This window comes from Chelativorans salis, from assembly GCF_025336525.1.
GTDB classification, from domain to species: Bacteria; Pseudomonadota; Alphaproteobacteria; order Rhizobiales; family Rhizobiaceae; genus Chelativorans; species Chelativorans salis.
Genome location: NZ_JAOCZP010000001.1, coordinates 240,264 through 266,149, shown reverse-complemented (window position 1 = coordinate 266,149; position 25,886 = coordinate 240,264). Strand labels below are relative to the sequence as shown.

Sequence of the window (25,886 nt, the reverse complement as noted above, 5' to 3'; positions counted from 1 at the left end):
GCCCCATCAGCTACGGGTTTCTAGATGGCCGCCATTGAGGCTTCGCCTACGATCCGCCGGTTCGAGCTCGACTATGCCCAACTGCGCACCCGCGCCCGACGGGTGCAGATCGTCTCGACATTGGTCTTCGCGATCGTCTTCTTCCTCACCGCGCGCATGGGCGGTTTCTTCGACATGACTGATGTGACGCTCGCCTCTGGCGAGCGCGTCAGTATGTGGAAGATCTGGGCCGGGGTTCCGCGCCTCGGCGAATATCTCGAAAAGACGCTGCCCGTCCTGCGCTGGGAGAGCCTCGGCGCAGACCTCGCCGAGTGGTTCTGGCGCTGGCAGACGTGGCTGCGCCTCCTCCTGGAGACCGTCCTCATCGCCTATATGGCAACCCTTTTCGGCGTCGTCGGTGCCTTCGTCTTGAGCTTTCCCGCCTCGCGCAACCTCTCGCCAAACCGCTTCGTCCTCAACCTCACGCGCCGCTATCTGGAGATCATCCGCACGGTGCCGGAACTGGTCTGGGCGCTGATCTTCGTCTTCTGCTTCGGCGTCGGGCCGATGGCCGGCGTGCTCGCCATCGGACTGCACGCCACGGGGTCGCTCGGCAAGCTCTATTCGGAGGCCAACGAGAACATCGACATGCGGCCGGTAGAGGGCGTGAAGGCTGCCGGCGGCAACTGGTTCCAGCAGATCCGCTACGGTGTGGTGCCGCAGGTGATCCCGAACATCATCAGCTACACACTGCTGCGCTTCGAGATCAACGTGCGTGCCTCCTCTATCATCGGCTTTGTCGGCGCCGGCGGGCTGGGGCAGGAGATCAGGACCGCCATGTCGTTGCAGGAATACACGGACCTCTCCGCGCTCTTCGTCATCATCTTCGCCACGGTGATCCTGATCGACTTCCTGAGCGAGAAGCTGCGCCACCGCATCATCGGCATTACCGGCAAGGGCGTTTGATCATGGCCAATATGGACATCGCGACAATTGCCGAAGCGAAGGCGCTGGCGCCGGCAGCCTTCGCCAAGCCGCTTCGCGTCCGGCTCTTGCGTGCGGGGCTTGTCGTGCTTTTTGCCGCGCTCACCGGCTGGTGCCTCTACGCCTTCGACTTCTCGCCCATGCGCGTCCTGGAAGGGCTCGGCCGCCTTGGCCGCATCTTCTCCTTCATGTTCCCGCCGCACATCTGGCAGAGTTGGCGGGAATGGGCGGAGGTCCTGCAGGGTCTCGGCGAGACCGTCTCCATGGCCTTCCTGGGCACCGTCATCGGCGCTGTCGTCGCATTCCCGTTGGCGCTCTTGGGCGCCAAGAACATCATGCCCTTCGGCTTCCTGCGCCTTACCGCCAGACGCGGCTTCGACGCGCTGCGCGCGGTGGAGCAAATCATCCTGGCGCTGATTTTCATCCGCGCTTTCGGCCTCGGCCCGCTCGCCGGCATCCTGGCGATCGCCGTCTCCGAGATCGGCACCTGCGCCAAGCTCTTCTCCGAAGCCATTGAGAACACATCGAAGAAGCCGGTCGATGGCGTCAGGGCTTCCGGCGGCGGTCCCCTACAGACGATCCGCTATGCGGTCCTGCCGCAGGCCATGCCGGTGATCCTCTCCATCACCCTCTACAATCTCGAATCCAACACCCGCAGCGGCACGATCCTCGGCATCGTCGGCGCCGGCGGCATCGGCTTCCTTCTGGCGGACCGCATCAGCGCCTATCGCTGGCCGGAAGCCTGGACGATCATCTTCCTCATCATTCTCACCGTCTATATCATCGACGCCATCTCCGCCCGCCTCAGGGCGCGGATCATCGGCAAGACGGAGAATGTGCATTGAGTGAAGCGCTCTTGAAAGGCCCGACCGGGAAGCAGGGACTCAGTGAAGCGCCCACGGTCCACCCGACCGCCCGGGTCATCGACTGCGATCTCGGCGCCTGGACGGAGGTGGGCGCCGGCACCACCATGATGCAGTCTTCGATGGGCGACTATTCCTATGCGGTAGAGGACTGTCACATCGTCTGGACCACCATCGGCAAGTTCTGCTCCATCGCCCGCGGCGCACGGATCAATCCGGGCAACCACCCCACCTGGCGCGTCAGCCAGCATCACTGGACCTACCGCGCCGCCGCATACGGCCTTGGCGAGGACGACGCGGAATTCTTCGAGTGGCGCCGCGACCATTGGGTGACTATCGGCCACGACGTTTGGATAGGCCACGGCGTCACCATCCTGCCCGGCGTTGCGATCGGCACGGGTGCGGTGGTTGGCGCCGGCGCCGTCGTTTCAAAGGACGTGCCGAACTACACCATCGTCGGCGGCGTACCAGCCAAGCCCCTTCGTCGCCGCTTCACCGAAACCCAGGAAGAAGCGCTCCTGAAGATCGCCTACTGGGATTGGCCGCGCGAAAAGCTCAAGGCGGCGCTGCCGGACATCCGGGCGTTGGGCGTGGAGGCGTTTATCGAGAAATACGCCTAGCCATGGGAACGGGCACCGCATTGCCATGTCGCGGCGCATATCCGTGGACTGTAGCTCGCCCACTCTGTAAGGTCCTGCTTTTAATTTGAAATAGCAGGTTGTCGTCCTTGGATTCGATTCTGGAAACACTAATCCTTCTGTTTGCGATCTTTCTCTGCTTCCTGTTCGTCGGAGCAGTCATGGGCGTTCGTGCATCTGCGAGGACGAGACGTCTGGAGTTGCGGCTGCAATCGGTCGAGGGGGAACTGCAGGAGCTGATCCGCGGCGGGGGCGATCGTCCATCTGCGCCGGCGAAGCCCGAGGAGATGCCTTGGGAACCAAGTGACGATGTGGTCGACGAGACCGTTCTCGAGGAAAGGAAAAAGCACCCGGGAAAGGGATCCGTCCCGTCCGTCCAGAAGGCAGCCTCCGTCGCGGCGGAACCACCGGCAGACGGCGTGCGCGAGGACGAGCCGGAAGTACCCCGGCCGCAGCCGCAGTCCCTCGAGGAGCGGATCGGCACGCGCTGGGCCGTCTGGGTCGGTGGCCTCGCACTGGTCCTAGGCGGGATTTTTCTCGTCCGCTATTCGATCGAAGCCGGACTTATGACACCGGCGGCGCGAATATCTTCGGGCGCGTTGCTTGCCCTGGTGCTAGTGGGTGCGGGGGAGTGGCTGCGGCGGAGGAGCTTATCCGGCGCTGCCGAGGTGGCGGAGGGGGCACCCTATATTCCCGGCGTCCTCACGCTTGCCGGTACGACCACAGCTTTTGCGACCGTCTTCGCCGCCCACGCGCTCTACGGCATGGTTGGGCCCGGCCCCGCCTTCCTGCTTTTCGCGGCTGTCGCCCTCATGACGTTGGTGGCTGCCGTTCTGCATGGCCGGGCGGTAGCATCCTATGGTCTCATTGCCAGCTATATCATCCCGTTCCTGGTCCACTCCGACCAGCCGGCGGTATGGCCGCTGGCGCTTTACGGCATCTTCGTCAGCCTTGCCGCCTATGGCGTCGCGCGCGTCCGTCTGTGGCTCTGGCTGGCTTTCGCCGCGGCAGGGGGAGCCTTGTTCTGGGGGCACGTGCTCGCCTTCGCGAGCGGGGGCCCCTGGGACGCCGGGGCGCTTGCGGTTTACAGCCTTGCGGTCTTCGCAATGGCAGCCTTCGTCTTCGTCATCAGCCTCTACCCCAGGAATGCCGGTGACGAGATCGAGCGGCAGGATTGGGCGGCAGCCCTCGTGCTCTTCCTGCATGCGTTCCTGATCATCTATCTGCTGCAGATCGACGGGTTCGGATCGGTTTCCCTTTCCGCGTTGGTGGTGGTTGCGGCGGCCTTGCTGGTGATTGCCACCGAGTGGCCGGCCGCCGCGGCGGCGGCCATCGGCGCGGCTGTGCTCATGACGTTTGCCTATCTTTCCTGGCAGGTGCCGTTGTCGCCCGTCGATCTTCAGCAGCATGTCGCCGCCGCGTCGCGGATCGCGGCCGCGCTGGCCAATCCCTCGGCGGAGAATTTTACCAGCGTCGGGCTTCTGCTCGCCGCATTGAGCGGCTGCATGGGCCTCTGGGGCACACTGCGATCGTCGGGGCGCTGGGCGCTTGCGGCCGCAGGCGCCGCCACGCCGCTCGCCCTGCTCGCGATCGCCTATCTGCGCGTGGCACCGTTTGAGACGAGCGTATTCTTCGGCGCACTGTCACTGATCCTGGCCGCGGCCTTTCTCGCGGCCCTTGTATTCCTGGATCGGCGTCTACCGGCCGATGGCCCCGGCCGCGAGGCTGCACTTGCCGCCTATACGGTCGGAACCGTCGGCGCGATCGCCGCCGGCATGGCGATCCTTCTGGAGCAGGGCTGGCTGCCTGTCGGACTGGCGCTTCTTGCCGCCGGTACGATGTGGGTCCGCGAAAAGTGGCCGCTTCCCGCCCTGTCCTGGGTGAGCCTTGGGGTCTCTGTGTTGACCTGCCTGGTCATCGCCTACGAGCCGACCATTGTCGGCGTTGATCGCCTTGGCCGAACGCCGGTCTTCAATGCCCTCCTCTACGGCTATGGCGTCCCGACGCTTGCCTTCGGCTACTGCGCCTGGTCGCTCGGCCGGACTGTCCAGGACTGGGTTCAGCAGGCTTTCGAGGCACTGGCGATCTTCGCGGCACTCGTGGCAATAGCCGTTCTCATTCACCATGCCATGAATGGCGGCGACTTTTACGCGCCGGCCGATACGCTGAGGGAGTGGAGCCTTCATACGCTGGTGCTGCTTGCGGGCGCGCTGGCCGCGCAAAGGCTCGACCGGATCTCCCACAGCCCTGTACTGAGTTTTGCCAGCCTCGCATTCGGTATCGTCAGCTTCGCCACCATCGCGCAATTTCACCTCTTCACGCTCAATCCGCTCTTCACCGGTGAGCCCATAGGGCGCGGGCTGGTCTTCAACCTGCTCTTTGTCGCTTACCTGCTGCCGGCCTGTCTGTGTGCGGCCATCGCGCTATGGACCGGTGCGGAACGTCCCCAATGGTACCGGCTGGCCGCGGGCTGGCTCGGCGGCGCCCTGATCTTCGTCTGGATCTCGCTCGAAGTCCGGGCGTATTTCCACAGGCCCCACCTCGACAGGGGCGTGTCCACGGACGCGGAACTCTACAGTTATTCGGCCGCCTGGCTTCTGTTCGGCATCGCCCTCTTGCTGGTAGGCCTCAGGTGGCAGTCCCGCATGATCAGGCTCGCCTCGGCGGTCTTCGTACTGGCTGCCGTCGCCAAGGTGTTCCTCTTCGACATGGCGGGGCTCGACGGGGTGTGGCGGGCACTTTCCTTCATCGGGCTCGGCATCGTCCTGATCGGCATCGGGCTGTTGTATCAGCGTTTGCTGACGCGGGCGTCCGCTAATCCGCCGGAACCGGAGGAGCGCATAGCGTGAGACGAAGCTGCATGGCAACGGCATTATGACCATGCGTCCACACCTTCATCTTGGCGATCTGCGTCGCTGCGACCGTTATCTTCTGGCGCCGATCAACGAGTCCTGAGCCTGGCGCTGCGGGAGCCCGCATCTTCCACGAACTGTTGCACCTCCGCCGGCGAGCGCAGGATATGGATCACCAACCTGTCCGCGCTCTCCTCGGCGAGCCGCAGCACGGTCGGCCGCTTCGCGCGGTCCCAGTTCCAGCTCCAGCGTAAGAACTCAAGCGACAGATGTTCGGGGCAACCCTCCGGCAGGTCCGGCCGGGTGCGGCCGCGGTATTTGAGCCAGCGGCGCAGGAGCCGTGTCATCCTCAGCCGGCGCGGCAGGTCGAGGAAGACGAGCATCTCCGCGCGTGCCATCCTGAGTACATAGGAGCGGGAATGGTTGCCCTCCAGGACCCAGGTTTCACCGGCGATAATCTCCTCGACCAGCGCTTGTTTCTCCTCGTCCGGACGCGGCGTCCACCCTGGCTTCCAGTGGATGTGGTCGAAGTGGAAGACCGGGAGGTCGAGCGCTTCGCCCAGCCTGCGGGCGAGCGTCGACTTGCCCGAGCCCGGCCCGCCGACGATCATGATGCGCTTCATCACGCCACGCGCTGTCCCTGCCGCCAGACACCGAGCACCACGGGCACACCATCGACGAGCCGCACGCGGGAGAAGTCGGCACGCTTGCCGGTCTCGATGCTGCCTCGGTCGGTGAGGCCGAGCATGCCGGCGGGACTGGACGAGACCATGGCCACTGCCTCCGGCAGGGTGATCTCTTCTTCGCGGCTGAGCTGGAAGACCGCCTGCATGAGGCTCGACGGCACGTAGTCCGAAGACATGCCGTCGAGCAGCCCGCGCTTGGCGAGCTCGACCGCCGAGACGTTGCCGGAATGGGAGCCGCCGCGCACGATGTTGGGCGCGCCCATCACCACCTTCATGCCGTGCTCGCGGGCGTGATCGGCGGCCTGAAGCGTGGTGGGGAATTCCGAAATCGAGATGCCGTCGGCCGCCGCCTCCTCGACATGCTCCGGCGTGGTGTCGTCGTGGCTGGCGAGCACGGTGCCGTGTTCGCGGGCGAGCGAGACCACGGCCCTGCGGTGACGGCCGACATGCCTTTCCTGCTCGGCCCGCCGCCGCTCCACCGTCTCCTCGAACTCCTTGTCGGTCCATTTCTTGTCGCGGTTGAACTGGCGCCATTTGGAAAGGTCGGCCCACTGACGCTGGCCCGGCGTGTGGTCCATCAGCGAGACCAGCCGGACGAGCGGGTTGTCGGCCAGCGGTTCGTAGATGTCCAGTACGGCGGGATCGGCCAATTCACAGCGCAGGTGCAGCAGGTGCTCGGCCTTGAGCACCGTACGCATGGCCGGATTGCCGACGGTCTCGACTGTGCTGGCGATCATCTGACGGCGGGCGCTGGCGGCCGAATATTCCCCGACGGCGACCGCGTCGAAGACGGTGGTGATGCCGGCACCGGCGATCTGTACGTCATGCGCCAGGACGGCCGCGGCGCTCGACGGCCACATGACGGCCGGCCGCGGCTGCAGGTGCTTTTCCAGGTTGTCCGTATGCACTTCGATGAAGCCCGGCAACAGATAGTCGCCCTCGAAATCGACCGCCGCCGAAGGCAGGCCGGAGCCGCCGTCGACCTCGGCGAACAGGCCGTCCCGCACCTCTAGCGAGCCCTGAATGATCTCGTCGCGCAGGACGAGGGCGGCGTTACCGACAGCAAGGTTTGACATTTTCGACCTGAATCAGTTGACGTGGCGCCCGTTGCGCCAGACGGACCGTATCACGGGAAAATCGTCGACAAGATGAACGCGGATGAGATCGGCGCGCAAGCCCGGCAGGATCTCGCCGCGATCGTCCAGCCCGCAGGCGCGCGCCGGCGCGCTGGTCACCATGCGCACCGCCATGGGCAGGTCGACGTCGAGTTCCCGCTCGGTTGCCACCATGAAGGCGCAGTCGAGCATGGAGCGGGGCACATAGTCGGAGGCGAGGATATCCACCAGCCGCTCCGCCAGAAGGTCGTGGACCGCCACGTTGCCCGACTGCGAGCCGCCACGCAGCATGTTGGGAGCGCCGGCCACCGTCAGCATGCCCTTGGAGCGCGCCTCGCGCGCCGCTTCCAGGCTCACCGGGAACTCGGCCACCCTGATGCCCTCGTCGAGAGCCATATGGATGTGCTCCAGCGTGGCGTCGTCATGGCTGAAGAGCGGCAGGGCGCGGTCCTTCGCCAGCGCGACGACGGTGGCACGCACCTCGGCCGAATTGGCCTCCATCTCTTCAAGAAACGCACGTATTTCGCGCTCCACGACGGCGCGCGACTTGCCGCTCTCGGCCATGCGGCGTTCTACATAACCGCTGATGTCGCGGCTCTGGCGCTTGCCCGGCACATGCTCCATCACCGAAACCACCCGCACGATCTCGCGGTCGATATTGGCTTCGGCGAGCGCCGGCGTCTCCTCGTCGGTGATCTCGCAGCGCAGATGCACCAAGTGTTCGGCCCGCAGCATGCCGTTGGTGCCGGCGAACTCCAGAGCGTCGATCATGGGACCGAGGATCTCGCGCCGCTCCGAGTTCCATTCGGTGGCGCCGACGCACAGCGAATCGAAGACCGTCGTCACGCCGCCGCCGACAATCTGCGCATCGTGAGACATCACCGCGCGCATCATGTTCCAGCGCACATGGGCGCGCGGGAAGACATGCTTTTCCAAGTGGTCCGTGTGAACGTCCACGAGGCCGGGCAGGAGATAATCTCCCGCGAGATCGATCGCGCCGGGCAAGCTCGTGCCGCCCATGTCGACGCTCTTGATGCGGCCGTCGACGATCTGCACCGTGCCGGCGATCACCGCGTCATCGAGCACGATGCGCCCGCCGGTCAGGATCAACTCGCCGCTCACGCCGCATCCCTCCGATAGGCCGTGACCTCGAACAGCCGGTCCGCCACGGCCTCGCGCACTTCCATGTCGTGGAAGATGCCGACGATGGCCGCCCCTCGTGCCTTCGCCTCCTTTATGAGTTCGACCACCACCTGCCGGTTTGCCGCGTCGAGGGAGGCGGTCGGCTCGTCGAGCAGCAGGATGGGATAGTCCAGCGCGAAGCCGCGGGCGACGTTGACGCGCTGCTGCTCGCCACCGGAGAACGTGGTCGGCGCCAAGCTCCAGAGGCGCTCGGGGATGTTGAGGCGCTTAAGAAGGGTGCGCGCCCGGTTCTGCGCCTCCGCCTCCGGGACGCCGGCAAGCCGCGCGGGCTCGGCCACCACCTCCAGCGCCGGCACGCGCGGGATGACGCGCAGGAACTGGCTAACGTAGCCGACGGTGCGGCGGCGCACCTCGATGATTTGCCAGGGCTCGGCGCTGCCAAGTTCCACGATGTCCTTCCCGTGCAGCACCCGCACGTGGCCGGAGGACGGCTTGTAGTTGGCGTAGAGCGAGCGCAGGAGCGTCGATTTGCCGGTGCCGGACGGCCCGTGCAGGCACACGCATTCGCCGGCCATCACCTCGAGGTCGAGCCGGTCGAAGACTGGAATACGCGCACCGCCCTGAGTATGCAGCGTGAATTCCTTGGAAAGAGCGGAGACTGAAATCATTGGTGCCATGTCTTGGTCCCTCGGCTTTGAGGTGGTTTGGCGAATTGGAGATGATGGCGCCCATTCACTAGGCGCGACGGGGCCGTGCCATATCCAATCCGTGCGATCCACCTCCTAAACCTGTAGAACGGAGGAAACGAGGAGCTGGGTGTAGGGGTGGTGCGGGTCGTCGAGCACCTGGTCGGTAAGCCCTTCCTCGACCACCCGACCGTGCCGCATCACCATCAGGCGGTCGGCCAGGAGCCGGACTACGGCAAGATCGTGGGTGACGACGATGGCGGCGATGCCAAGCTCTCGCACCAGCCCGCGCAGCAGGTCGAGCAGGCGCGCCTGCACCGAGACGTCGAGGCCGCCCGTCGGCTCGTCCATGAAAATCAACCGCGGGCGCGTCACCAAGTTGCGGGCGATCTGCAGGCGCTGCTGCATGCCGCCGGAGAAGGTTTTTGGTTTGTCATCGACGCGGGAGGCATCCAGCTCCACCTTGGCGAGCCAGTCGAGCCCCTCGGCGCGGATCTCGCCGTAGTGGCGGGCGCCGATCGCCATCAGCCGCTCGCCCACGTTGCCGCCGGCCGAGACGTCCATCCTGAGGCCGTCGCGCGGGTTCTGGTGGACGATGCCCCAGTCCGTGCGCATCAGCCGTCGGCGGTCGGGCTCGGAGAGCCGGAAGATGTCGCTCATGCCTCTGTGGCGCAGGTCGTATTCCACCGTGCCGGCGTCCGGCGGAAGCTGCGCGGAGAGCACGTTGAGGAGGGTGGATTTGCCTGAGCCCGACTCGCCGACGACGCCGATCACTTCGCCCGGATGCAGCGTGAAGGAAACGTCCAAGCAGCCGATCGTATCGCCGTAGGACTTGCTGACGCCGGTGGCCCGCATCAGCGGCTGCCGCACGGTGGTGCCAAGGGATTCGGAAAGGACCAGCGCGCTCATCGTCCGTCATCCTCCTTCTGTTCGCTCGTCTCGGAGGACCGGGCGAAGGCGCGGGCTGCGGGATCGGCGGCCATGGGGCCGCGATGCCCCTTTTCCTGCCGGTCGGCGCAGAAGTGCGTGTCCGAGCATACGAACATTCGCCCGCCCTTGTCGTCGAGCACCACCTCGTCCAGATAGCTGTTCCGCGCTCCGCACAGCGCGCAGGCCTGCGGCCAGCGCTGCACCTCGAAGGGATGGTCGTCGAAATCGAGGCTCTTGACCCGCGTATAGGGCGGGATGGCGTAGATACGCTTTTCGCGTCCCGCGCCGAAGAGCTGGATCGCCTTGTTGTTCTCCATCTTCGGATTGTCGAATTTCGGGATCGGCGAGGGCGACATGACGTAGCGCCCGTTGACCATCACCGGATAGCTGTAGGTGGTGGCGATGTGGCCGAAGCGGGAGATGTCCTCGTAGAGCCGCACGTGCATCAGCCCGTATTCGGCATAGCCGTGCATCTTGCGCGTCTCCGTCTCGCGCGGCTCCAGCTTGCGCAGCGGCTCGGGCTGCGGCACCTGATAGACCAGCACCTGACCCTCCTTCAGCGGCTTCTCGGGAATGCGGTGGCGCGTCTGGATAACACTCGCCTCCTCGGTCGCCTCCGTCGTCGCCACACCCGCCACGCGCTTGAAGAAGCGGCGGATGGAGACGGCGTTGGTGGTGTCGTCGGCACCTTGGTCGATCACCTTCAGCGTATCGGAGGGGCCGATGACGCTCGCCGTCACCTGCATGCCGCCGGTGCCCCAGCCATAGGCGAGCGGCATCTCGCGGCCGCCGAAGGGCACCTGGTAGCCGGGAATGGCCACCGCCTTCAGGAGGGCGCGGCGGATCATCCGCTTGGTCTGCTCATCGAGATAGGCGAAGTTGTAAGCCTCGTCCCAGGAGGCCTTCTTGGCGACGGCGTTCATTCGGCGGCTTCCTTCTCGAGGCGGTCCTGGTGTTCCTGGCGGAGCTTGCGGATGAGGTTCAGCTCGGCCTGGAAGTCGACATAGTGCGGCAGCTTGAGATGCGAGACGAAGCCCGCAGCCTCGACGTTGTCGGCGTGGTAGAGGACGAACTCCTCGTCCTGCGCCGGGTACATCGCCGTCTCGCCCATCTCGCGCGCCCGGAGTGCGCGGTCGACGAGCGCCATGGCCATCACCTTGCGCTCGTTGTGGCCGAAGGAGAGGCCATAGCCACGGGTGAACTGCGGCGGCTTCTCCTTCGAACCCTCGAACTGGTTGATCATCTGGCACTCGGACACGACGACGTCGCCGATGTCGATGGCAAAGCCCAGTTCCTCCGGTACGATCTCGACGCTCACCTCGCCCATGCGGATTTCGCCGGCGAAGGGGTGGTTGCCGCCGTAGCCGCGTTGGGTGGAATAGCCGAGGGCGAGGACAAAACCCTCGTCGCCGCGCGCCAGGTTCTGCAGCCGCTGATCGCGCCCGGCGGGGAAGGACATGGGCTCGCGGGTGAGGTCGAACACCTCGGCGCCCTCGCTGTCCGGCCGCTCCTCCTCGATCAGCCCTTCATGATCGAGGATGTCGGCCACATGCGGCATGCCTTCGTCCAGCGGCGCCTCGGCCTCCGGCGCCTCGGGTAGGCCGACCCCTTCCTCCGCCGCCAGCGCGAAGTCGAGCAGGCGGTGCGTGTAGTCGTAGGTGGGGCCAAGCACCTGCCCGCCGGGAATATCCTTGTAGGCCGCCGAGACGCGCCGCTGCACCAGCATCGTGGCAGTGTCTATCGGTTCGGAGACGGCGAAGCGCGGCAGTGTCGTGCGGTAGGCCCGCAGGAGGAAGATCGCCTCCACAAGGTCGCCCTGCGCTTGCTTGATAGCGAGCGCGGCGAGTTCCCTGTCGTAGACGGAGCCTTCCGTCATCACCCGGTCGACGGCAAGCCCCAACTGCTCGCCGATCTGCCGCACCGAAAGTTCCGGCACTTGGCCGTCGCCGCGTCGGGTCTCGGCGATGAGCTTGTGCGAATTAAGGATGGCCCGCTCGCCGCCTTTGACTGCAACATACATGGCCTCAGCCCTCCACCTGAATGCCGCGCGGCAGGCCGACGAGCGCTCGGCCAGCGGCGAAGACGACGTCGACCCCCAGCGGATAGAGCGCGTGATTGTCCGCCCACTGCGCCCAGAAATCCGCCGGCAGGCCTGCAATGGCGACAGTGGTTGCCCCGTCGATGCCTGGGCCGCGCCAGGCCATGGCGGGGCCGCCCGTCAGCGACGGCACCTGGATGAGGAGTGTTGCGGATCGGTCGGGATACCGGTCTTCTCCGATGGCGAAGCGGTCGAACGGCGGCATCTTTGAAGGATCCGCGACCACCGCAAAGCGCGCCTCGCCTAGGGCAGCGACTAGCGGTGCTCCGCAATGGAAGCGCAGGAAGTCGGGCGTACCACCATCCGCGGCGGCTGCATCGAGCCACACGGGCGTATCGAAATCGAACAGCGTCAGCGCCAGTGCCGCCATCGCCGGATCGAGCGGCGCCGGCGGGTCGAGCTTCGTTTCCAGCGCGTGCACGCGTCCCGCGTAGGACATGGCGTTGAGCACTGTGCGGAAGGCCACCTGCGCCTCGAATACGGGCTCACTGAAGCCCGGCTTCAGCCCTTCCATATCGGGGGCCGTCAACATTGGATTTCCGTCACTCATCCCGGATTGTCTCCCCGCACCATGGTGAAAAAGTCGACCTTGGTCGCCGCCGCCTTGCGGCTTACGCGTTCCCGCTCCGCCGCCTGCCGGCGCGCCAACGGCGTAATCACCGTCTCTTCGACCCTTCCGGCCTCCGCGCCTTGCATCAGCGCGTCGAAAACCGCTGCCAGCTCCGCCTTGCGCTTGTCGCGCCCGGCGGCATAGCAGTGGCCGACCGTACCGTCGGCGAGCCGCACGGCGCAGCGGGTCACCGTCATCTCTCCAAGGTTGAACGGACTGCCGGTGCCACCGGCCAGTCCGCGCACCATCACCAGCCCGGTCTCCGGTTGGCGCAGCAGGGCATAGCGTGGGTGCTCCTCGATCTTCTCCCACGCCGCTTCGAGCTCCGTGCTCGTGGCACGGGCGAGCGTGCTCATCCACCGCGCCCGCGTCGGTTGCGGATCGGGCGCCGCTTTCGCTTGTGCATTCATCGCGCAGACCTATTCATATAAACGTCTATACCTTTATGATCACAGAAGTTATGATCGATTTCCCGAACGCCTCCCTTATGCCCCCGCTTCGTTACGGCGACATGACAGGACAGACGATTTTAACCGGAGACGCCGAAATGACAACACGCCCCTCGGGGTCGCCCCTCTGGCAGTACATCGCCGACTCCATCGCCCGCGAAATTCACGAGAACGTCCACGCGCCGGGCGACCGGCTGCCCACCGAGGCGGAACTGGCGCAACGCTTCGGTGTCAACCGCCACACGGTGCGCCGCGCCGTCGCCTCGCTGCAGGATCTCGGCCTCATCCGCATCGAGCAGGGGCGTGGCACCTTCGTGCAGGAAGATATCGTCGACTATCCCTTGAGCAAGCGCACCCGCTTTTCCGAGATCGTCCGCCGCCAGGCCAAGACCCCATCGGGCACCTGCCTGCGCGCGGCCAGCGTGCCGGCTGACCAGACGGTGGCCGACGCGCTCGCCGTTCGTCCCGGCGCCCCGGTGGCACTCATCGAGACAGTGGGTATGGTGGACGGCCAGCCCGTGAGCCTTGCCGCCCACCATTTCCCGCTCGAACGCTTCCCCCACCTTTTCGAAGCCTTCGAGGCCGAACGTGGGGTGACGCCGATGTTCCGGCGCCTCGGCGTCGAGGATTACCTGCGCAAATCCACCAGGATCACCGCCCGCCTGCCCGACACGCACGAGATGCGCCACCTGCGGATCGCCCGCATGACCCCCGTGCTGTGCCTGGACGCCGTTAATGTCGACGGCAACGGCACGCCCGTCGAGTTCGGCCAGACCCGCTTCGCCTCGGGCCGGGTGCAGATATTGGTGGACATGCTGGCGGGGTAGACGCTGGCTGCCCCGGTCAACCTTCCTTGAGTTCCATGAAGCGGATGCGGTTGTTGAAGGGGTCGATGACTTCGACCTCAAGCCGCGTTCCCTCGTCCCTAAGCCCGGGTTTCATGTAACGGTAGTTTTTCTCCGTGAGCTCCCGATGGAAGCTGCGGACACCCTTCATGTAAACGACCATGTTGACGCCTGGCGTGGCATCGCCCGCGTGCTCGGAGAGGTGAAGCTTCAAGCCGTCGCGCGAGACTTGCGTATACAGCGGGAAGCCGTCTCCGTAGCGGTGTTCCCAGTCCACCGAGAAGCCGAGGAACCCGAGATAGAACTCGTGGGCCTTCGATACATCGAAAATCCGCACAATTGGAACCGCCCGCTCGAAGGCGACGGCATCGCCTTCTGTAGACGTTTCTATCTTCGTGGACAGGACATTCCAGTTCGCCAGCCCGAATTGATGGGCAACGATCTCCAGCGCCTGACTGTGGGTGATGGTCAGTTCGCGGGCGGCAAGCGCCTCCCGGAGAGCCTTTGCCATGGCCTTCGCATCGCGATAGTCGCGCATTTCCGTTCCTTTCGTCGCGGCGAAGTCTTCGTCAGTGCCCGCATTGCCGACGTCTTCGCCCGACGTTGAAACGGTCAGGAAGCGTCATCGAGGCATTCGCCATGCTCCCTTGTTGGAGCGCAGGCTGCCAGCCGCCTCGGGCCGTCGGCAGTAGTAGCGGTTGCAAACGGCCTTTGTCGACGGAAAACTATGGGCAGAAGCGCGCTTTCCGCAGCATGGCAGAAAGGAAAGACGGATGCGTATCGAACTGGAAAATGCAGCGATCGAGATCGTCGTCGGCGACATTACCGAGCAGAGGGATATGGATGCCATCGTCAATGCAGCGAACGCCGAGTTGATGTCCGGCGGCGGGGTGGCCGGTGCCATCCACCGCAAGGCAGGACCGGAACTGGCGCAGGCCTGCCGTCCGTTGGCTCCGATCCGGCCCGGAGAGGCGGTGATCACTGGCTCTTTCCGGCTCCCCAACACTCATGTCATCCACTGCCTCGGCCCGATTTACGGTGTGGACAAGCCGGAAGCCGAACTGCTGGCGCGGTGCTATGCATCGGCCATCGCGCTGGCGGACACGAGGGGCATCGGATCGCTCGCCTTTCCGGCGCTCTCCACGGGCGCTTTCAGCTATCCGGTGGAAGAGGCCGCGCCTGTCGCCTGCGCGGCGGTGGCCGAGGCGCTAGTCCGGGCGGAATCCATGCGGGTCGTCAGGCACGTGCTGACGAACGAGGCTCTCGTTCAGATATTCGCCGCAGAGACTTCTAAAGCGGTGGGCCGCCGCGCGCGCTGACAGCCCCGTCTTCACCGGCCGACCGCATAAGCCTGATCAGGCGTGGGCCGGCGGCCGCACGCAGCAGGCCGTCCTCGCCGCGCGCGGCGGCGACCATGCGCCCGATCGTCCATTCCGGTGCCACCTCCAGCCGGTGACGCGCGCCTTGAGCGCAGCGATGGTCTCCGCGCCAAAGCTTTCCTCGACGGCCAGATGGCCGGGCTTCCTGTCACGCGGATAGAAGGAGCTGGGGAAGTGGGTGGTGTGCGCCGAAATAGGCTTCGCGGTCGGCGAAGGCGAGCTTCATGGCCTCCGTCAGCGTGTGCACGAGATCAGGCCCGCGCGTGTCCATCGCCGCAATGTCGAAACCCTTGAGCAGCGCCAGGGTCTGCAGGAAGACCGGCCCCTGGCCCCACGGGCCGATCTTGTTGAGCGTGTAGCCGTGATAGTCGTAGGTGAGCGGCGCCTCGTAGGTCGCCTGCCAGCCGGCCATGTCCTCGGCGGTGATCACGCCGCGGTGGCGGCTGCCGCTCTGGCCTTGTGGTGAATATGGATCAGTCGCTCCGTCTCTTTGAATAGTCAGTTGTCGCGCGGCTCGAGCGCGTCGCACCGACGGTCGAAGTCGAGCATGACGAGGAAGGCGCCGCCGCCGGGGAAGACGCGATGGGTTTGCTCACGCAACGGAGCTCTTTCGAGCCGCAGGTGCGCTCGCCGGCTCCGCCGCTTCACTGCCCAACACGATCGACTGGAGGTCGGCATTGATGGCGCTCAGGTGCCTCCGCATTGCGCGCTCGGCCGCCGCGCCGTCGCGGCTGGCGATCGCCGCCACGATCTCCTCGTGGTCCCGATGAGAACGGGCGCGCCGCTCCGAGGTCCTGGCCATCGCCCTCAATTGCCGCCAGTCTGGTTCCTGGCGGATGCGCTGCACGATGTCGAACAGCGCCAGCATCAGCCCGTTGCCGGCGCATTCGGCAATGCGGCGGTGGAAGGCGCTGTCCCACAGTTCCCAGCCGTCGTCGTCGGAGGCGGCTATGGTCTTCCTGGCCAGCCGCTCGAGGGCGGCGATATCCTCGTTCGAGCAGCGCAGTGCGGCCATGCGGGCAAGCGCCGGCTCCATCTGCAGCCGCGCCTCCATCACCTCGGAAGGATTGGTCCGCTCGGCAAGATTGCCGAAGAACTGCGGCTGCAGGGCGGGACGACGCCCGACAAAGGTCCCCTTTCCTTGCTGGCGCCATACGAGCCCCTCGGCCTCCAGAACCTCCATGGCGCGACGGACGGCACGCCGGCCGAGCCCCATGGAAAGCGCCAGTTCTCGCTCGGGCGGGAGCTGCCATTCCACATCGTCGCGGTGCTCGCGCACGATCTGGCGCAGCTTTTCCAGGGCGATGGAGGAGTTGGAACGGACGTTGTCGAGGCTCAAGGATCACCTCTCAAAGGGAGACCTTTTCTTATAATGGTTCCCCCTCTATAACGTCACCTTCGTCTCTCTTGTCAAGCGGTTCCGCTGGGGAAGGGCGGCTTACCTTCATCCTGCCCCTGCTCGGGCCTTTTTTGAGAATTTTCGATCATGCTCGAAATCGATCTTGCCGAAGCCCTCACGCTGATCGCAATCCTCGCCGCAACCGGCGCCATAGCCGGCGTGATATCGGGGCTGCTCGGCGTCGGCGGCGGCATCGTCATTGTACCGGTGCTGTTCTTCGTCTTTATCGGGCTCGACATAGAGGAGGACGTGAGGATGCATGTCGCCGTGGGCACTTCGCTAGCGACTATCATCTTCACTGGTTTCATTTCGGCGCGCGCGCACTGGAAGAAGAAGAGCGTGGACACAGCACTCCTCAAGAGCTGGGGACCGGCGGTCGCCTTCGGCGTCGTCGCGGGAACGATCCTCGGGGGCAACGTCGCGGGCGAGGTGCTCACCCTTGTCTTCGCCGTTGTCGCCGCCCTCGTTGCGGTCAACATGGCCTTCAAGCCCGCGGAGCGGGCCGCGAAAAGGCGCATGCCGAGGACACCGCTCAAGGAAATCCTGGGTACGATCATCGGCGTTTTCTCGGTGATGATGGGCATCGGCGGCGGCACGCTGTCGGTGCCGATCCTGTCCTTCTTCAGCTACCCGATCCGGCTGGCCGTGGGAACGGCTTCGGCCATCGGGCTGATCATCGCGATTCCCGGCACGCTGGGCTACGCCTATTTCGGCTGGGGGCTGTCGGACCTGCCACCCCTGTCGCTGGGCTACGTCAACCTTGCCGGCCTGCTGGCCATCGTTCCTCTGTCGATGCTGACGGCGCCTCTGGGCGCAAGGATTGCGCACGCCATACCGCCCACGGCGTTGCGCTACTGCTTTGCCGTGTTCCTGGCCATCACCAGCGTGCGCATGATCACAAGTATTCTGTAATGTGCGGCCGGCGGCGGTGAGCGCGCCCTATGTGTCACGGCGCGCCAGCCGTACCGTCCGCGTTGAGATTTTCTCTGCAAGGGCATGATCGTGCGTGACGAGGAGGACGCCAAGGCCGGTCTCACCGACCACCTCGAGCAGAACGTCGACCACCTCCTTCTGACTGACGGGATCGAGGCGGGATGTGGCCTCGTCGGCGAACAGGAAGACTGGATCGAGCAGCAGGGCGCGCAGGATCGCAAAGCGCTGCAACTCGCCTCCCGAAATCTGGCCGGGTAAGCGGTCGAGCAGCCCGTTCTGAAGCCGAAGGCGTTCAAGCAGCGCCTCCACCTCCTCCCATCGGCCCCGGTGCAGCTTCACCAAGTCCCGCAAGCCCTTGCGGATTGCCTGGTGGGGCGGGAAGGCGGCGGGCGGATCCTGATAGAGCTTCTGGAAGCGCAGCCGGGAGATGCCCTTGCGCCGCTCGACCGTTCCCGCGTCCGGCTCGACAAGCCCAAGGAGGATGTTGCCGAGCGTGGTCTTGCCGCATCCGCTGGGGCCGACGACGGAGAGGATCTCGCCGGCGCGCACCTCGATGTCGATATCTTCGAAAAGGGCGTAATTGTCGAACCTCTTGGCGAGGCCGCGTCCCCCTAGCACGACGTCTCCGGAGGGTGCGGGTGCGCTGCCAACCCATGTCTGCGGGTCGGCATTCAGCAGCGCCTGGCTGTAGGGATGGGATGGCGCCGTCAGCACCTGCTCCGCCGAGCCATAGTCCACGAGACGGCCTTCCAGCATGACCCCGACCGTGCCTCCGAGCGCGCGGGCTACACTGATATCGTGCGTGATCGTGAGCAGGAGCCGGCCAGCGTCGACCTCCTGTTTCAGTCGCGCGACGATGCGGTCGCGCAGGTCGGCGTCGAGCCCCTTGGTGGGCTCGTCGGCGATCAGGAGCCCGCTGCCGCCGGCATGGGCAATAGCGATCGCCGCGCGCTGGCACATGCCGCCGGACATCTGAAAGGGATAGAGGGCGCCGGCGTGGCCGAGGCCGACCTCGGTCAGGTTTGTCCGGGCGAGGGCACTGCTCTGCGGTGCCGCCTGCCGCCGGACGAAGCGGTGCACCTCGGCAACCTGCGGGCCGATGCGCATGGTCGGATCGAGGGCCAACCACGGTTCCTGTGGGAGAAGCGAGATGGCACGGCCCCAGCGTTCGCGCCGCTCGTCGGGGGAGCTGGAGATGAGATCGACGCCGTCCAGGCGGATCGCTCCCGATGCCGTAAGCTCCGGTGGCAGGGTCCCCATCACCGCCTGTGCCACGAGGGATTTCCCCGAGCCGCTTTCGCCGAGGAGCGTGAGCGGTTGTCCGGGCCGAAGTGAGAGGGAAATGTCCCTGACGATGGGGCCCGTGCGCGAATGTATGCTCAGCCCCGCGATGGACAGTTCGTGGATGCGTGCTGGAGCGTTCATCGGGTTTCTCTTTGCGCGACGAGTTGCAGGGCGAGCACGAGCAGGAAGATCAGCACTGCGGGAAGCAGGACGTGCACCGGCGCTTCGGCGTAATAGGGGAGAAGCTCGACGATCATGCTTCCAAGCTCCGGCGTGGGCGGCTGCAGCCCGACACTGATTGCGCTCAGCGTGGAGATGGCGACGATGGCCGTGGCCATGGCGAAAGCCGCCAGGGTGGCGATCAGCGGAGCGATGACGGGACCAACGTGGTTGCGCAGGATATAGCCAGGTCCGAAGCCGAGGAGTTTGGCCGCTTCGATATGCGGTTGCTTAAGGATCGTCGCCGTCGTGGCGCGTGTGACCCGGTAGAACTCCACCCACAGCGTCAGCGCCAGTCCCAGATAGAGCGGCCCGAAATTCCCCGGTGCGAAGGCGAGAAGCAGGAGGACGAGCATCAGGCCGGGGAGCGCCAGAACGATGTTCGCGAGAAGCTCGAACATGCGCTCGATCCAGCCGCCACGCCAGGCCGCGACGAGGCCGAAGAGGATGCCGGGGAGGGCGGCGGTGATCATGGTGAGGAAGGCCATACCGAAGGACAGCCGGGCGCCGTGGGCGAGCCGCGCCAGGAGGCTCCGCCCGTAATGGTCCGCCCCCAGAAGATACTCGCCGCCGATCGGGGCGAGGCTTGCGCTGAGGTTCTGTCGGGCGGGGTCGGCCTCGATCAGCCATGGGCCGAGGATTGCGAAGGCGGCAAGCGCCAGAAGCAGCGCCGCACCGATCGCGCGGGCGGAAAGATGGCGGGGACGCGAGATTGAAGGGGAGGCGGTTTCCACGCTCATTGCGCCCTCCTCAGCCGTGGGTCAAGCCATGCCGAGGCGGCATCCACACCGGCGGTGACGGCGACAAAGATCAGCCCCATGGCGAGCGCCGTTCCCTGGACCATTGGAATGTCCCGTTCGACAATCGCATGGACGAGCGCGTGTCCAATCCCCGGATAAGCGAAAATCGTCTCCACGACGACCACGCCTTCGACAAGGTAGATGGCCTGCAGGCCGAGATAGGAGACGACCGGGATGGCGGCGTTGCGCAGCCCGTGGCGCCGCACGACCACCGCTTCGGGCAGCCCCTTGTGCCTGGCAAAGGCGAAATAGGGGGCCTTGGCGACGGTCGCGATTGCCTCGCGCGTCACCCGGCTCGATACGGCGGCGAGCCCCAGCGCCAGCGTCAGGGACGGCAGGATGAGTTCCCTCCATGATCCGAAGCCCGCGGGCGGAAGCCAGCCGAGCCATATGGAAAAGACCAGCATCAGGATGAGCCCGAGCACGAAGGGCGGCAGTGCGCGCAACGTCACCGAACCGGCGAGCCCCAGCCGATCCGCCCAGCCATTCGGTCGGAGGCCGGAGACGATGCCGACGGCGGGGCCGATCAGCAGGGAGAGGAGGAGTGCTGCGGCGGCAAGCCAGAGCGACGCGCCGAGTTGGACTTTCAGTTCTTCAATGACCGGAGCGCCGGTGACGAGGGAATGGCCGAGGTCGAACCGGAGGAGGTTCCCCAGCCATTCCAGGAACTGCACGGGCCACGGCTGGTCGAGACCGAGTTCCTGCCGCACCTTTTCGGCGGCCTCGGCAATCGCGGCATCCGGGCCGTAGCGGCCTGCGGCGATGCGCATCGCCGCATCGCCCGGCAGAACCCGCATGAGGACGAAGCACAGCGTTCCGACCACGACGGCGACGACGCCGGCCTGGGCGAGGCGCGCAAGGAGAAAGCGTCTCATTGGAATGCCCTTCATTCGGCCCAGCGGATCGAGGCAAGGCCGTAATTCACCTCCAACGGATCGACCTGAACGCCGGTGATGCGCTCGTTGGCGATGATTGCCAGTTCCGACCAGGTGATCGGGATGCCGGGCAACTCTTCCTGAAGGATCTCCACGGCACGCCTCTGGAGCGGCGCCCGCTCCTCTAGGTCGCTTGTCGCCACGAGCTTGTCGACCAGAGCCTGAAGCTCCTCGTTGGACCAGCCCATGGCGCCCCAATCGCTGCCCCCGGGGCCGTAGTCCTGGAGCAATGTTCCCGTGGGATCGGGAACAATCGAATAGAGGCGGGAGATCAGCCCCATCTCCAGCGTGCCGTCGCGATGCCGGCTGGGAATCTCCGAGCTGTTGCCGACCGAGACTTTGACGTCGATCCCGACCTCCCTCAACTGCGCCTGCAGGACCGTGGCGATGGGCGGCAGTTCCGGCCAGTTCGAATAGGTGAGGAGCGTGACGCTGAAACGCCTGCCGTCCTGTTCCAGAATGCCGTCGCTGCCTAGCTCCCAGCCCGCTTCTGCGAGAAGCCGCCTTGCCGCATCGGGATCGTGCTCCAGGGGTGGTAGGTCGGAGACGTGCCAGCCCACCAACGCCGGTGGAAAGAGCTGCGTGGCTTCGAGGTCTGGATTGCGCAGGATCGCCTTCGTAATGCCCGCCCGATCGATGGCGTAGCTGATCGCCTGCCTTTCCTCCACGTCGTCGAAGAAGGGAGAGCCCGCGTTCACCTTCAGGATGCGCGTGCGCGGAATGGTGGCGATCTTCACCTCGAGCTGCGGATCGCGCTTCAGCCGCTCTACGGAGACCGGCAGCATGGAAAAGACCAGATCGGCTTCGCCGCTTTCGGCCATGATAGCCCGCGTCTCGCCCTGACCCACGGCCAGATAGCTGACTACGCCGATCTCGGGCGCACCGCCCCACCAGTTCCCCGACGCCTCGAGCTCCAGTTTCAGGGGCGGCGTCAGGCTTTTCACCTTGTAGGGGCCGGAACCGATGATCCGTGTGACCTTTCCGGAAGCATCATAGGACGCGGGGGCGAGGATGATATTGCCGAAATTGACGAGATAGGCGGGCAGGGCGGCGAAGGGTTTTCCCAGGCGCAAGACAACATCCTGGCCTTCGGCCGCGATATCGGAAATCGGCACCTGGGTGAGAACGCCTACGCCGGCCTGCGCTTGCCGCAGGCTCGCCGCCGCGGCCTCAGCCGTCACCGGCTTTCCGTCGTGGAAGGTCGCCCCGGCGCGGATCCTGAAACGCCAGGTAAGCCCGTCCTCGCTGACGGACCATTGCTCGGCGAGCGCCGGGACGAGCTTGCCCGTCGGGTCCGCGCTGACAAGGGTCTCGGCCACCTGCAACCGGCTGAAAACATAGCCCGACTGCGCCGGATCGATACCACCGATCTCCCATGGCCCGACAACCTTGAGCGGCCGCTCTTCGGCCGAGCCCGCGGCTGACGAAAGTCCGATCGCCGTGGCGGCTGCGGCAAGAAAAAGTGCAAAGCGCATCCCTAACCTCGTATGTAAATGTTATAATATTACTCGCTTCATTGCGCATCGGCGCCAAAAGGTCAATCGCACAGACGCGCCACACCGGTGCGCTGGTGGATATCCACAACCGGAACGGGGCTGGCAGGTGCGATCAGGGACCGGAGATGGGCGGCGTTTGCTGTGAAGAGAGGCCCGAGGGTGAGCCGTCCGTTTCCGCGCGGACGTCTTCCCGACCGCCTTCGCCGTCCGCCAGCCAGTCGGCGTGATCGGCGATCAGCTTCGCGACAATGCGGTCGTCGATCATGTGAACGGCCCCCGGCACCTCGACATAGCGCGAGCGATGCCGGGGCAGCAGTGTCGCAAGGCGCCTGCCGTGCCGCGGTGGAAATCTCGGGTCGGCATCGCCGTGGACCACGAGGGCGCGGCCTTCAAATGTCTGCAGCGTCCGTTCGGTCGGGTAGAGGTTGCGCACCAGGACGCCGGGCAGGCCGTAGCGTGCCGCGGCGACCGAAATCGACAGAAACGTCGATTGCATCACGAGGGCGTCGATGGGACGGGACCGGGTGAGCTCGGCCGCGATTCCCCCGCCGAGCGAGATCCCGTGAACGATGAGCTTGTCCGGCGCAGGCCGCATCCGATCAAGGAAATGCAGCGTGTCTTCGACAATTCCATCAGTGTCGGGGCGGCCGGTTGCGGAGGCATAGCCGCGATACTCGGGCACCAGCACATCGAAACCTTGCTTCAGCCAGACGCCGGCGAGAAACGCCACGTCCGAGGCCACCATCATATTGCCGTGCAGAAGGACGACGCGCCCGCGCGGCCTCGCGGTCTCGAGGTGGAAGGCATGGACGCGCCCGCCTGGAATCTCCCGGGTCAGGCGGCTGGCCGCCTCGCCGGGCCACTCCCTGAACGCGCCGTATGGCGTACCGGCGAGGGGATAGATGACGCGGCTACGCAGGCAATACGCCCCGCCGATATAGCATGCGTAGGCGGCGGCCGCCGATCCCAGAGCGATTGACAGCATGTCATGCGCCTCCCGCCCGGAGCGCTGCTCCGATGCCCGGTGGCCGGCTGCTCTCCCGCGCCAGGCCCAGTTCATTGTCACAGTGGTCCATCGTTCTCTCCGGCATAGAGTGTCTCCTGCGGCTTTCGAGCCAACCTAATGTGAACACTGGTCATAATCAATAATGAACGTTGTTCAAAAAAGCGCTTGAACATGCGGCGCGCTGGGTGTATGTGAACGGCGTTCAAAAAAGATGCTCCAGTCGGAGCCGCTTCCGGGAAATCGAACGGATTAGGTACTGGTCTGAGAATATAGTTGTTCTATAGCTTCGCTTGCTGCGCAGGATCGGCTTTGCCGGATACCTACCGCACCAACGGGGGGAGGGGGAATGTCGATCATCTCTCACAGCATCGTCCAGCGCCTTGCGCATCTGCGGGCGACCTTCACCGAACAGCAGGTGCGCAGTCGCCTAGATGGGCGGGTCGAGGAGCCGCTCTCCCGCGCCTTGCGTAGCGCCCGGCGCGTTTCCGCCGCTTCCATCGGGAGATTGTGGGAGGCGATTCGTGCCACCCGACCCGAGGCGGCGGAAGTGGAAGGCGTCCTGGCTGACGGCGAGACGCGCGAGACGGCGGAGCGCTACGCGGCCAATATCGAGAACATGATCGGCGCGGTGAAAGTGCCGGTGGGTGTGGTCGGCCCCGTGCGCATCAACGGGCTCAACGCCAATGGCGATTTCATCGTGCCGCTGGCCACCACCGAGGCCGCCCTTGTCGCCTCCTACGCGCGCGGCGCCGAGCTTGCCTCCCGCGCCGGCGGCATCGCCGCCGTCATGCTGACCGAGGGCGTCCTGCGCAGCCCGGGCTTCAAATTCGCCAATGTGCTGGATGCCGGCCTGTTCCTGGAGTGGGTGGTGCATGCGAGCGAGGATCTGAGGGCCGCGGCGGAGGCGACTACGCGTTATGGCCGGCTCGTCTCCATCGAGCCTTTGATGGACAACGAAATCGTCTTCCTTTTGTGCCGCTACACCACCGGTGACGCTTCCGGCCAGAACATGGTCACCATTGCCACTGAGGCGCTGTGCCGGCACATCGAGACGCATTGTCCGATCCGCCCGCTGCACTGGTTCATCGAGGCGAACTACTCCGGCGACAAGAAGAGCACCTATCTCGGCCTCACCTCGGGTCGCGGCCGCAAGGTGACGGCATCGGTGACGCTGCCGCGCGCGCTGGTCGAAAAGTATCTGCATGTCAGCGTCGAGCGTTTTCTCGACTACGCGCAGATGGCCAATCTCGGCGCCATGCTGAGCGGGCAATTGGGCGCCCAGGGACACTATGCGAACGGGCTTGCCGCCTTCTACATCGCCACCGGGCAGGACGCGGCATGCGTCTCCGAATCTGCCATCGGCTTCACGCGGGTAGAAAGCCGCAACGGCGATCTTTTCATATCGGTGACACTGCCGAACATTCTCGTCGGCTCCGTCGGCGGCGGCACTGGCCTGCCGAGCCAGGCCGCGGCCCTGCGCCTCCTGGGGCTGCAGGGGCCGGGAAAGGCGGCTGCGCTCGCCGAGGTCGTTGCCTCGCTATGCCTGTGCGGCGAGATTTCCATCATCGGCGCGCTCGCCGCCGGCGAATTCGCCAGCGCCCATCGGAAGCTCGCGAGGGAGCGCTGATGTCAGCCCTGAGCGAAGTGACCCTGCCGCTGGCACAGCGTCTGTGGATCTACCAGCGCGAGCGCTTTCCGGTCGCCAAGACGGCGCTGCTCGTTGCCGTATTCTCGGTCGCCAGCGTCAACGTTTCCGCCTTTCTCGCAGGCCGGCCACTGCCGTCCCTGCCGGTCTACGCCGTGGCCTTCATTGTGGCCTTCACCATTTTCCTGCAGCTGCGCGCCTGCGACGAGGTCAAGGACGCCGACCTCGACCGCCGCTACCGGCCGGAGCTTCCGGTGCCGCGCGGCCTCGTCGACCTGCGGGTGATCGTCGGTATCGGGCTGGCCGCCGTGCCGCTGGCCGCCGTGGCGGCGGCAGTCCTCGCGCCCGCATTGCTATGGCTTCTGGCCCTCGCTTGGCTGTGGCTCGGTCTGATGACGGTGGAGTTCTTCGCGCCGGAGTGGCTGCGCGCGCGGCCGTTCCTCTACCTCGTCTCGCACATGATGATCATGCCGTTGCTCGACCTCTTCGTGACGGGCTGCGAGTGGCTGACGGCGAGCGGCGCTCCGCCCGAGAAGCTCTGGCTGTTCCTCGTCCTGAGCTTCGTCAACGGCTGCGTGATCGAAATCGGCCGCAAGATGCGGGCTCCGGAAAACGAGCGGGAGGGGGTGGATACCTATTCGGCCCTGCTCGGCCCGCGAAGGGCAGCCGTTCTGTGGTGCGCGCTGCTCCTCGCCGGCTTCGGCCTGTTGCTGGCGGTGGGCAGCGCGGTGGGGGCTTTCTACGCCGTTGCCATCGTCGGTCTGTTGGGGCTCGCAGTCTGTCTTGTAAGCGCATTGCTCTACGTTCGCGCTCCCACTGAGGGCGCCGAGCGCCTGGTTGATGCAATGGCGGGCTTGTGGGTTCTGATCTGCTACGGCGCGGCCGGCTTTGTGCCGCTGTTTGTATGAGGGG

25 protein-coding genes and 1 pseudogene are annotated in these 25,886 nt (G+C 65.6%); 9 read left to right on the top strand and 17 right to left on the bottom strand.

Features of this window, described 5'->3' with window-relative positions:
* Window positions 1–24 precede the first annotated feature (24 nt).
* The 4 genes from phnE (N5A92_RS01305) (at window position 25) to N5A92_RS01290 (ending at window position 5,313) form a co-directional block, all read left to right on the top strand.
* Window positions 25–945: a phosphonate ABC transporter, permease protein PhnE gene (gene phnE / locus N5A92_RS01305; RefSeq protein WP_260900013.1), complete on the top strand. Its 921-nt coding sequence runs from the start codon at window positions 25–27 to the stop codon at window positions 943–945.
* 2 nt (window positions 946–947) lie between these two features.
* Complete coding sequence (gene phnE, locus N5A92_RS01300) at window positions 948–1,808, top strand: phosphonate ABC transporter, permease protein PhnE (protein ID WP_260900012.1); 861 nt, start codon at window positions 948–950, stop codon at window positions 1,806–1,808.
* Entirely contained in the window at window positions 1,805–2,446 is a 642-nt protein-coding gene (locus N5A92_RS01295; protein WP_260900011.1) for a DapH/DapD/GlmU-related protein, read from the top strand. The genes phnE (N5A92_RS01300) and N5A92_RS01295 overlap by 4 nt, the downstream gene beginning before the upstream one ends.
* 179 nt (window positions 2,447–2,625) lie before the next feature.
* A complete protein-coding gene (locus N5A92_RS01290) occupies window positions 2,626–5,313 on the top strand; it encodes a DUF2339 domain-containing protein (RefSeq protein WP_260900010.1) in 2,688 nt (895 codons plus the stop codon).
* Between the two features lie 92 nt (window positions 5,314–5,405).
* On the opposite strand, the gene N5A92_RS01285 is transcribed toward N5A92_RS01290, so the two are convergent.
* The 9 genes from N5A92_RS01285 to phnG all read right to left on the bottom strand — a co-directional run bounded on the left by N5A92_RS01285 (window position 5,406) and on the right by phnG (window position 12,994).
* Complete coding sequence (locus tag N5A92_RS01285) at window positions 5,406–5,939, bottom strand: AAA family ATPase (protein ID WP_260900964.1); 534 nt, start codon at window positions 5,937–5,939, stop codon at window positions 5,406–5,408.
* On the bottom strand, window positions 5,939–7,078 hold the full coding sequence (locus N5A92_RS01280; RefSeq protein WP_260900009.1) for an alpha-D-ribose 1-methylphosphonate 5-triphosphate diphosphatase: 1,140 nt from the start codon (window positions 7,076–7,078) through the stop codon (window positions 5,939–5,941). Before N5A92_RS01280 ends, N5A92_RS01285 begins: the two co-directional genes overlap by 1 nt.
* Before the next feature lie 12 nt (window positions 7,079–7,090).
* Window positions 7,091–8,239 (bottom strand): alpha-D-ribose 1-methylphosphonate 5-triphosphate diphosphatase, encoded by a 1,149-nt coding sequence (locus N5A92_RS01275; RefSeq protein ID WP_260900008.1) that lies wholly within the window; start codon window positions 8,237–8,239, stop codon window positions 7,091–7,093.
* Window positions 8,236–8,937: a phosphonate C-P lyase system protein PhnL gene (gene phnL, locus N5A92_RS01270; RefSeq protein ID WP_260900007.1), complete on the bottom strand. Its 702-nt coding sequence runs from the start codon at window positions 8,935–8,937 to the stop codon at window positions 8,236–8,238. Before phnL ends, N5A92_RS01275 begins: the two co-directional genes overlap by 4 nt.
* Window positions 8,938–9,042: 105 nt before the next feature.
* On the bottom strand, window positions 9,043–9,801 hold the full coding sequence (gene phnK, locus N5A92_RS01265; RefSeq protein ID WP_425248533.1) for a phosphonate C-P lyase system protein PhnK: 759 nt from the start codon (window positions 9,799–9,801) through the stop codon (window positions 9,043–9,045).
* Between the two features lie 50 nt (window positions 9,802–9,851).
* Complete coding sequence (locus N5A92_RS01260; RefSeq protein ID WP_260900005.1) at window positions 9,852–10,799, bottom strand: alpha-D-ribose 1-methylphosphonate 5-phosphate C-P-lyase PhnJ; 948 nt, start codon at window positions 10,797–10,799, stop codon at window positions 9,852–9,854.
* Entirely contained in the window at window positions 10,796–11,896 is a 1,101-nt protein-coding gene (locus N5A92_RS01255) for a carbon-phosphorus lyase complex subunit (RefSeq protein WP_260900004.1), read from the bottom strand. The genes N5A92_RS01260 and N5A92_RS01255 overlap by 4 nt, the downstream gene beginning before the upstream one ends.
* 4 nt (window positions 11,897–11,900) lie before the next feature.
* Window positions 11,901–12,506: a phosphonate C-P lyase system protein PhnH gene (gene phnH, locus N5A92_RS01250; RefSeq protein ID WP_260900003.1), complete on the bottom strand. Its 606-nt coding sequence runs from the start codon at window positions 12,504–12,506 to the stop codon at window positions 11,901–11,903.
* Between the two features lie 14 nt (window positions 12,507–12,520).
* Window positions 12,521–12,994: a phosphonate C-P lyase system protein PhnG gene (gene phnG, locus N5A92_RS01245; RefSeq protein WP_260900002.1), complete on the bottom strand. Its 474-nt coding sequence runs from the start codon at window positions 12,992–12,994 to the stop codon at window positions 12,521–12,523.
* 137 nt (window positions 12,995–13,131) lie between these two features.
* Between phnG and phnF the strand changes: the two genes are divergently transcribed.
* Window positions 13,132–13,860, top strand: coding sequence for a phosphonate metabolism transcriptional regulator PhnF (gene phnF / locus N5A92_RS01240; RefSeq protein ID WP_260900001.1), 729 nt, complete (start codon window positions 13,132–13,134; stop codon window positions 13,858–13,860).
* Between the two features lie 16 nt (window positions 13,861–13,876).
* Here the strand turns inward: phnF and N5A92_RS01235 are convergent, their stop codons facing one another.
* Window positions 13,877–14,416 (bottom strand): glyoxalase superfamily protein, encoded by a 540-nt coding sequence (locus N5A92_RS01235; protein WP_260900000.1) that lies wholly within the window; start codon window positions 14,414–14,416, stop codon window positions 13,877–13,879.
* A 235-nt stretch (window positions 14,417–14,651) separates the two neighbouring features.
* Between N5A92_RS01235 and N5A92_RS01230 the strand changes: the two genes are divergently transcribed.
* Window positions 14,652–15,197: a macro domain-containing protein gene (locus tag N5A92_RS01230; RefSeq protein ID WP_260899999.1), complete on the top strand. Its 546-nt coding sequence runs from the start codon at window positions 14,652–14,654 to the stop codon at window positions 15,195–15,197.
* A 247-nt stretch (window positions 15,198–15,444) separates the two neighbouring features.
* On the opposite strand, the pseudogene N5A92_RS27375 reads toward N5A92_RS01230, so the two are convergent.
* Together N5A92_RS27375 and N5A92_RS01220 are read right to left on the bottom strand one after the other, a co-directional pair.
* Window positions 15,445–15,708 (bottom strand): annotated as a pseudogene (locus N5A92_RS27375) (gamma-glutamyltransferase); the annotation flags it as partial.
* Between the two features lie 141 nt (window positions 15,709–15,849).
* A complete protein-coding gene (locus N5A92_RS01220; RefSeq protein WP_260899998.1) occupies window positions 15,850–16,596 on the bottom strand; it encodes a FadR/GntR family transcriptional regulator in 747 nt (248 codons plus the stop codon).
* A 147-nt stretch (window positions 16,597–16,743) separates the two neighbouring features.
* Here N5A92_RS01220 and N5A92_RS01215 point away from each other — a divergent pair, with 147 nt between their 5' ends.
* Window positions 16,744–17,568 carry a sulfite exporter TauE/SafE family protein gene (locus N5A92_RS01215; RefSeq protein ID WP_260899997.1) on the top strand — a complete coding sequence of 275 codons (825 nt, stop codon included), beginning with the start codon at window positions 16,744–16,746 and terminating at the stop codon, window positions 17,566–17,568.
* Between the two features lie 27 nt (window positions 17,569–17,595).
* Here the strand turns inward: N5A92_RS01215 and N5A92_RS01210 are convergent, their stop codons facing one another.
* From N5A92_RS01210 to N5A92_RS01190, 5 genes are all read right to left on the bottom strand, one after another.
* Window positions 17,596–19,014, bottom strand: coding sequence for an ABC transporter ATP-binding protein (locus N5A92_RS01210; RefSeq protein ID WP_260899996.1), 1,419 nt, complete (start codon window positions 19,012–19,014; stop codon window positions 17,596–17,598).
* Complete coding sequence (locus N5A92_RS01205; RefSeq protein ID WP_260899995.1) at window positions 19,011–19,832, bottom strand: ABC transporter permease; 822 nt, start codon at window positions 19,830–19,832, stop codon at window positions 19,011–19,013. Before N5A92_RS01205 ends, N5A92_RS01210 begins: the two co-directional genes overlap by 4 nt.
* On the bottom strand, window positions 19,829–20,767 hold the full coding sequence (locus N5A92_RS01200; RefSeq protein ID WP_260899994.1) for an ABC transporter permease: 939 nt from the start codon (window positions 20,765–20,767) through the stop codon (window positions 19,829–19,831). The genes N5A92_RS01205 and N5A92_RS01200 overlap by 4 nt, the downstream gene beginning before the upstream one ends.
* Window positions 20,768–20,778: 11 nt before the next feature.
* Window positions 20,779–22,302: an ABC transporter substrate-binding protein gene (locus N5A92_RS01195; protein WP_260899993.1), complete on the bottom strand. Its 1,524-nt coding sequence runs from the start codon at window positions 22,300–22,302 to the stop codon at window positions 20,779–20,781.
* A 133-nt stretch (window positions 22,303–22,435) separates the two neighbouring features.
* The gene (locus N5A92_RS01190) at window positions 22,436–23,308 is read right to left on the bottom strand and encodes an alpha/beta hydrolase (RefSeq protein ID WP_260899992.1); all 873 of its coding nucleotides are present in this window, start codon (window positions 23,306–23,308) and stop codon (window positions 22,436–22,438) included.
* A gap of 367 nt (window positions 23,309–23,675) precedes the next feature.
* Here N5A92_RS01190 and N5A92_RS01185 point away from each other — a divergent pair, with 367 nt between their 5' ends.
* Both N5A92_RS01185 and N5A92_RS01180 read left to right on the top strand, forming a co-directional pair.
* Window positions 23,676–24,956 (top strand): hydroxymethylglutaryl-CoA reductase, encoded by a 1,281-nt coding sequence (locus N5A92_RS01185; protein WP_260899991.1) that lies wholly within the window; start codon window positions 23,676–23,678, stop codon window positions 24,954–24,956.
* Entirely contained in the window at window positions 24,956–25,882 is a 927-nt protein-coding gene (locus tag N5A92_RS01180; RefSeq protein ID WP_260899990.1) for a UbiA family prenyltransferase, read from the top strand. The genes N5A92_RS01185 and N5A92_RS01180 overlap by 1 nt, the downstream gene beginning before the upstream one ends.
* The last annotated feature ends 4 nt before the right edge of the window (window positions 25,883–25,886 follow it).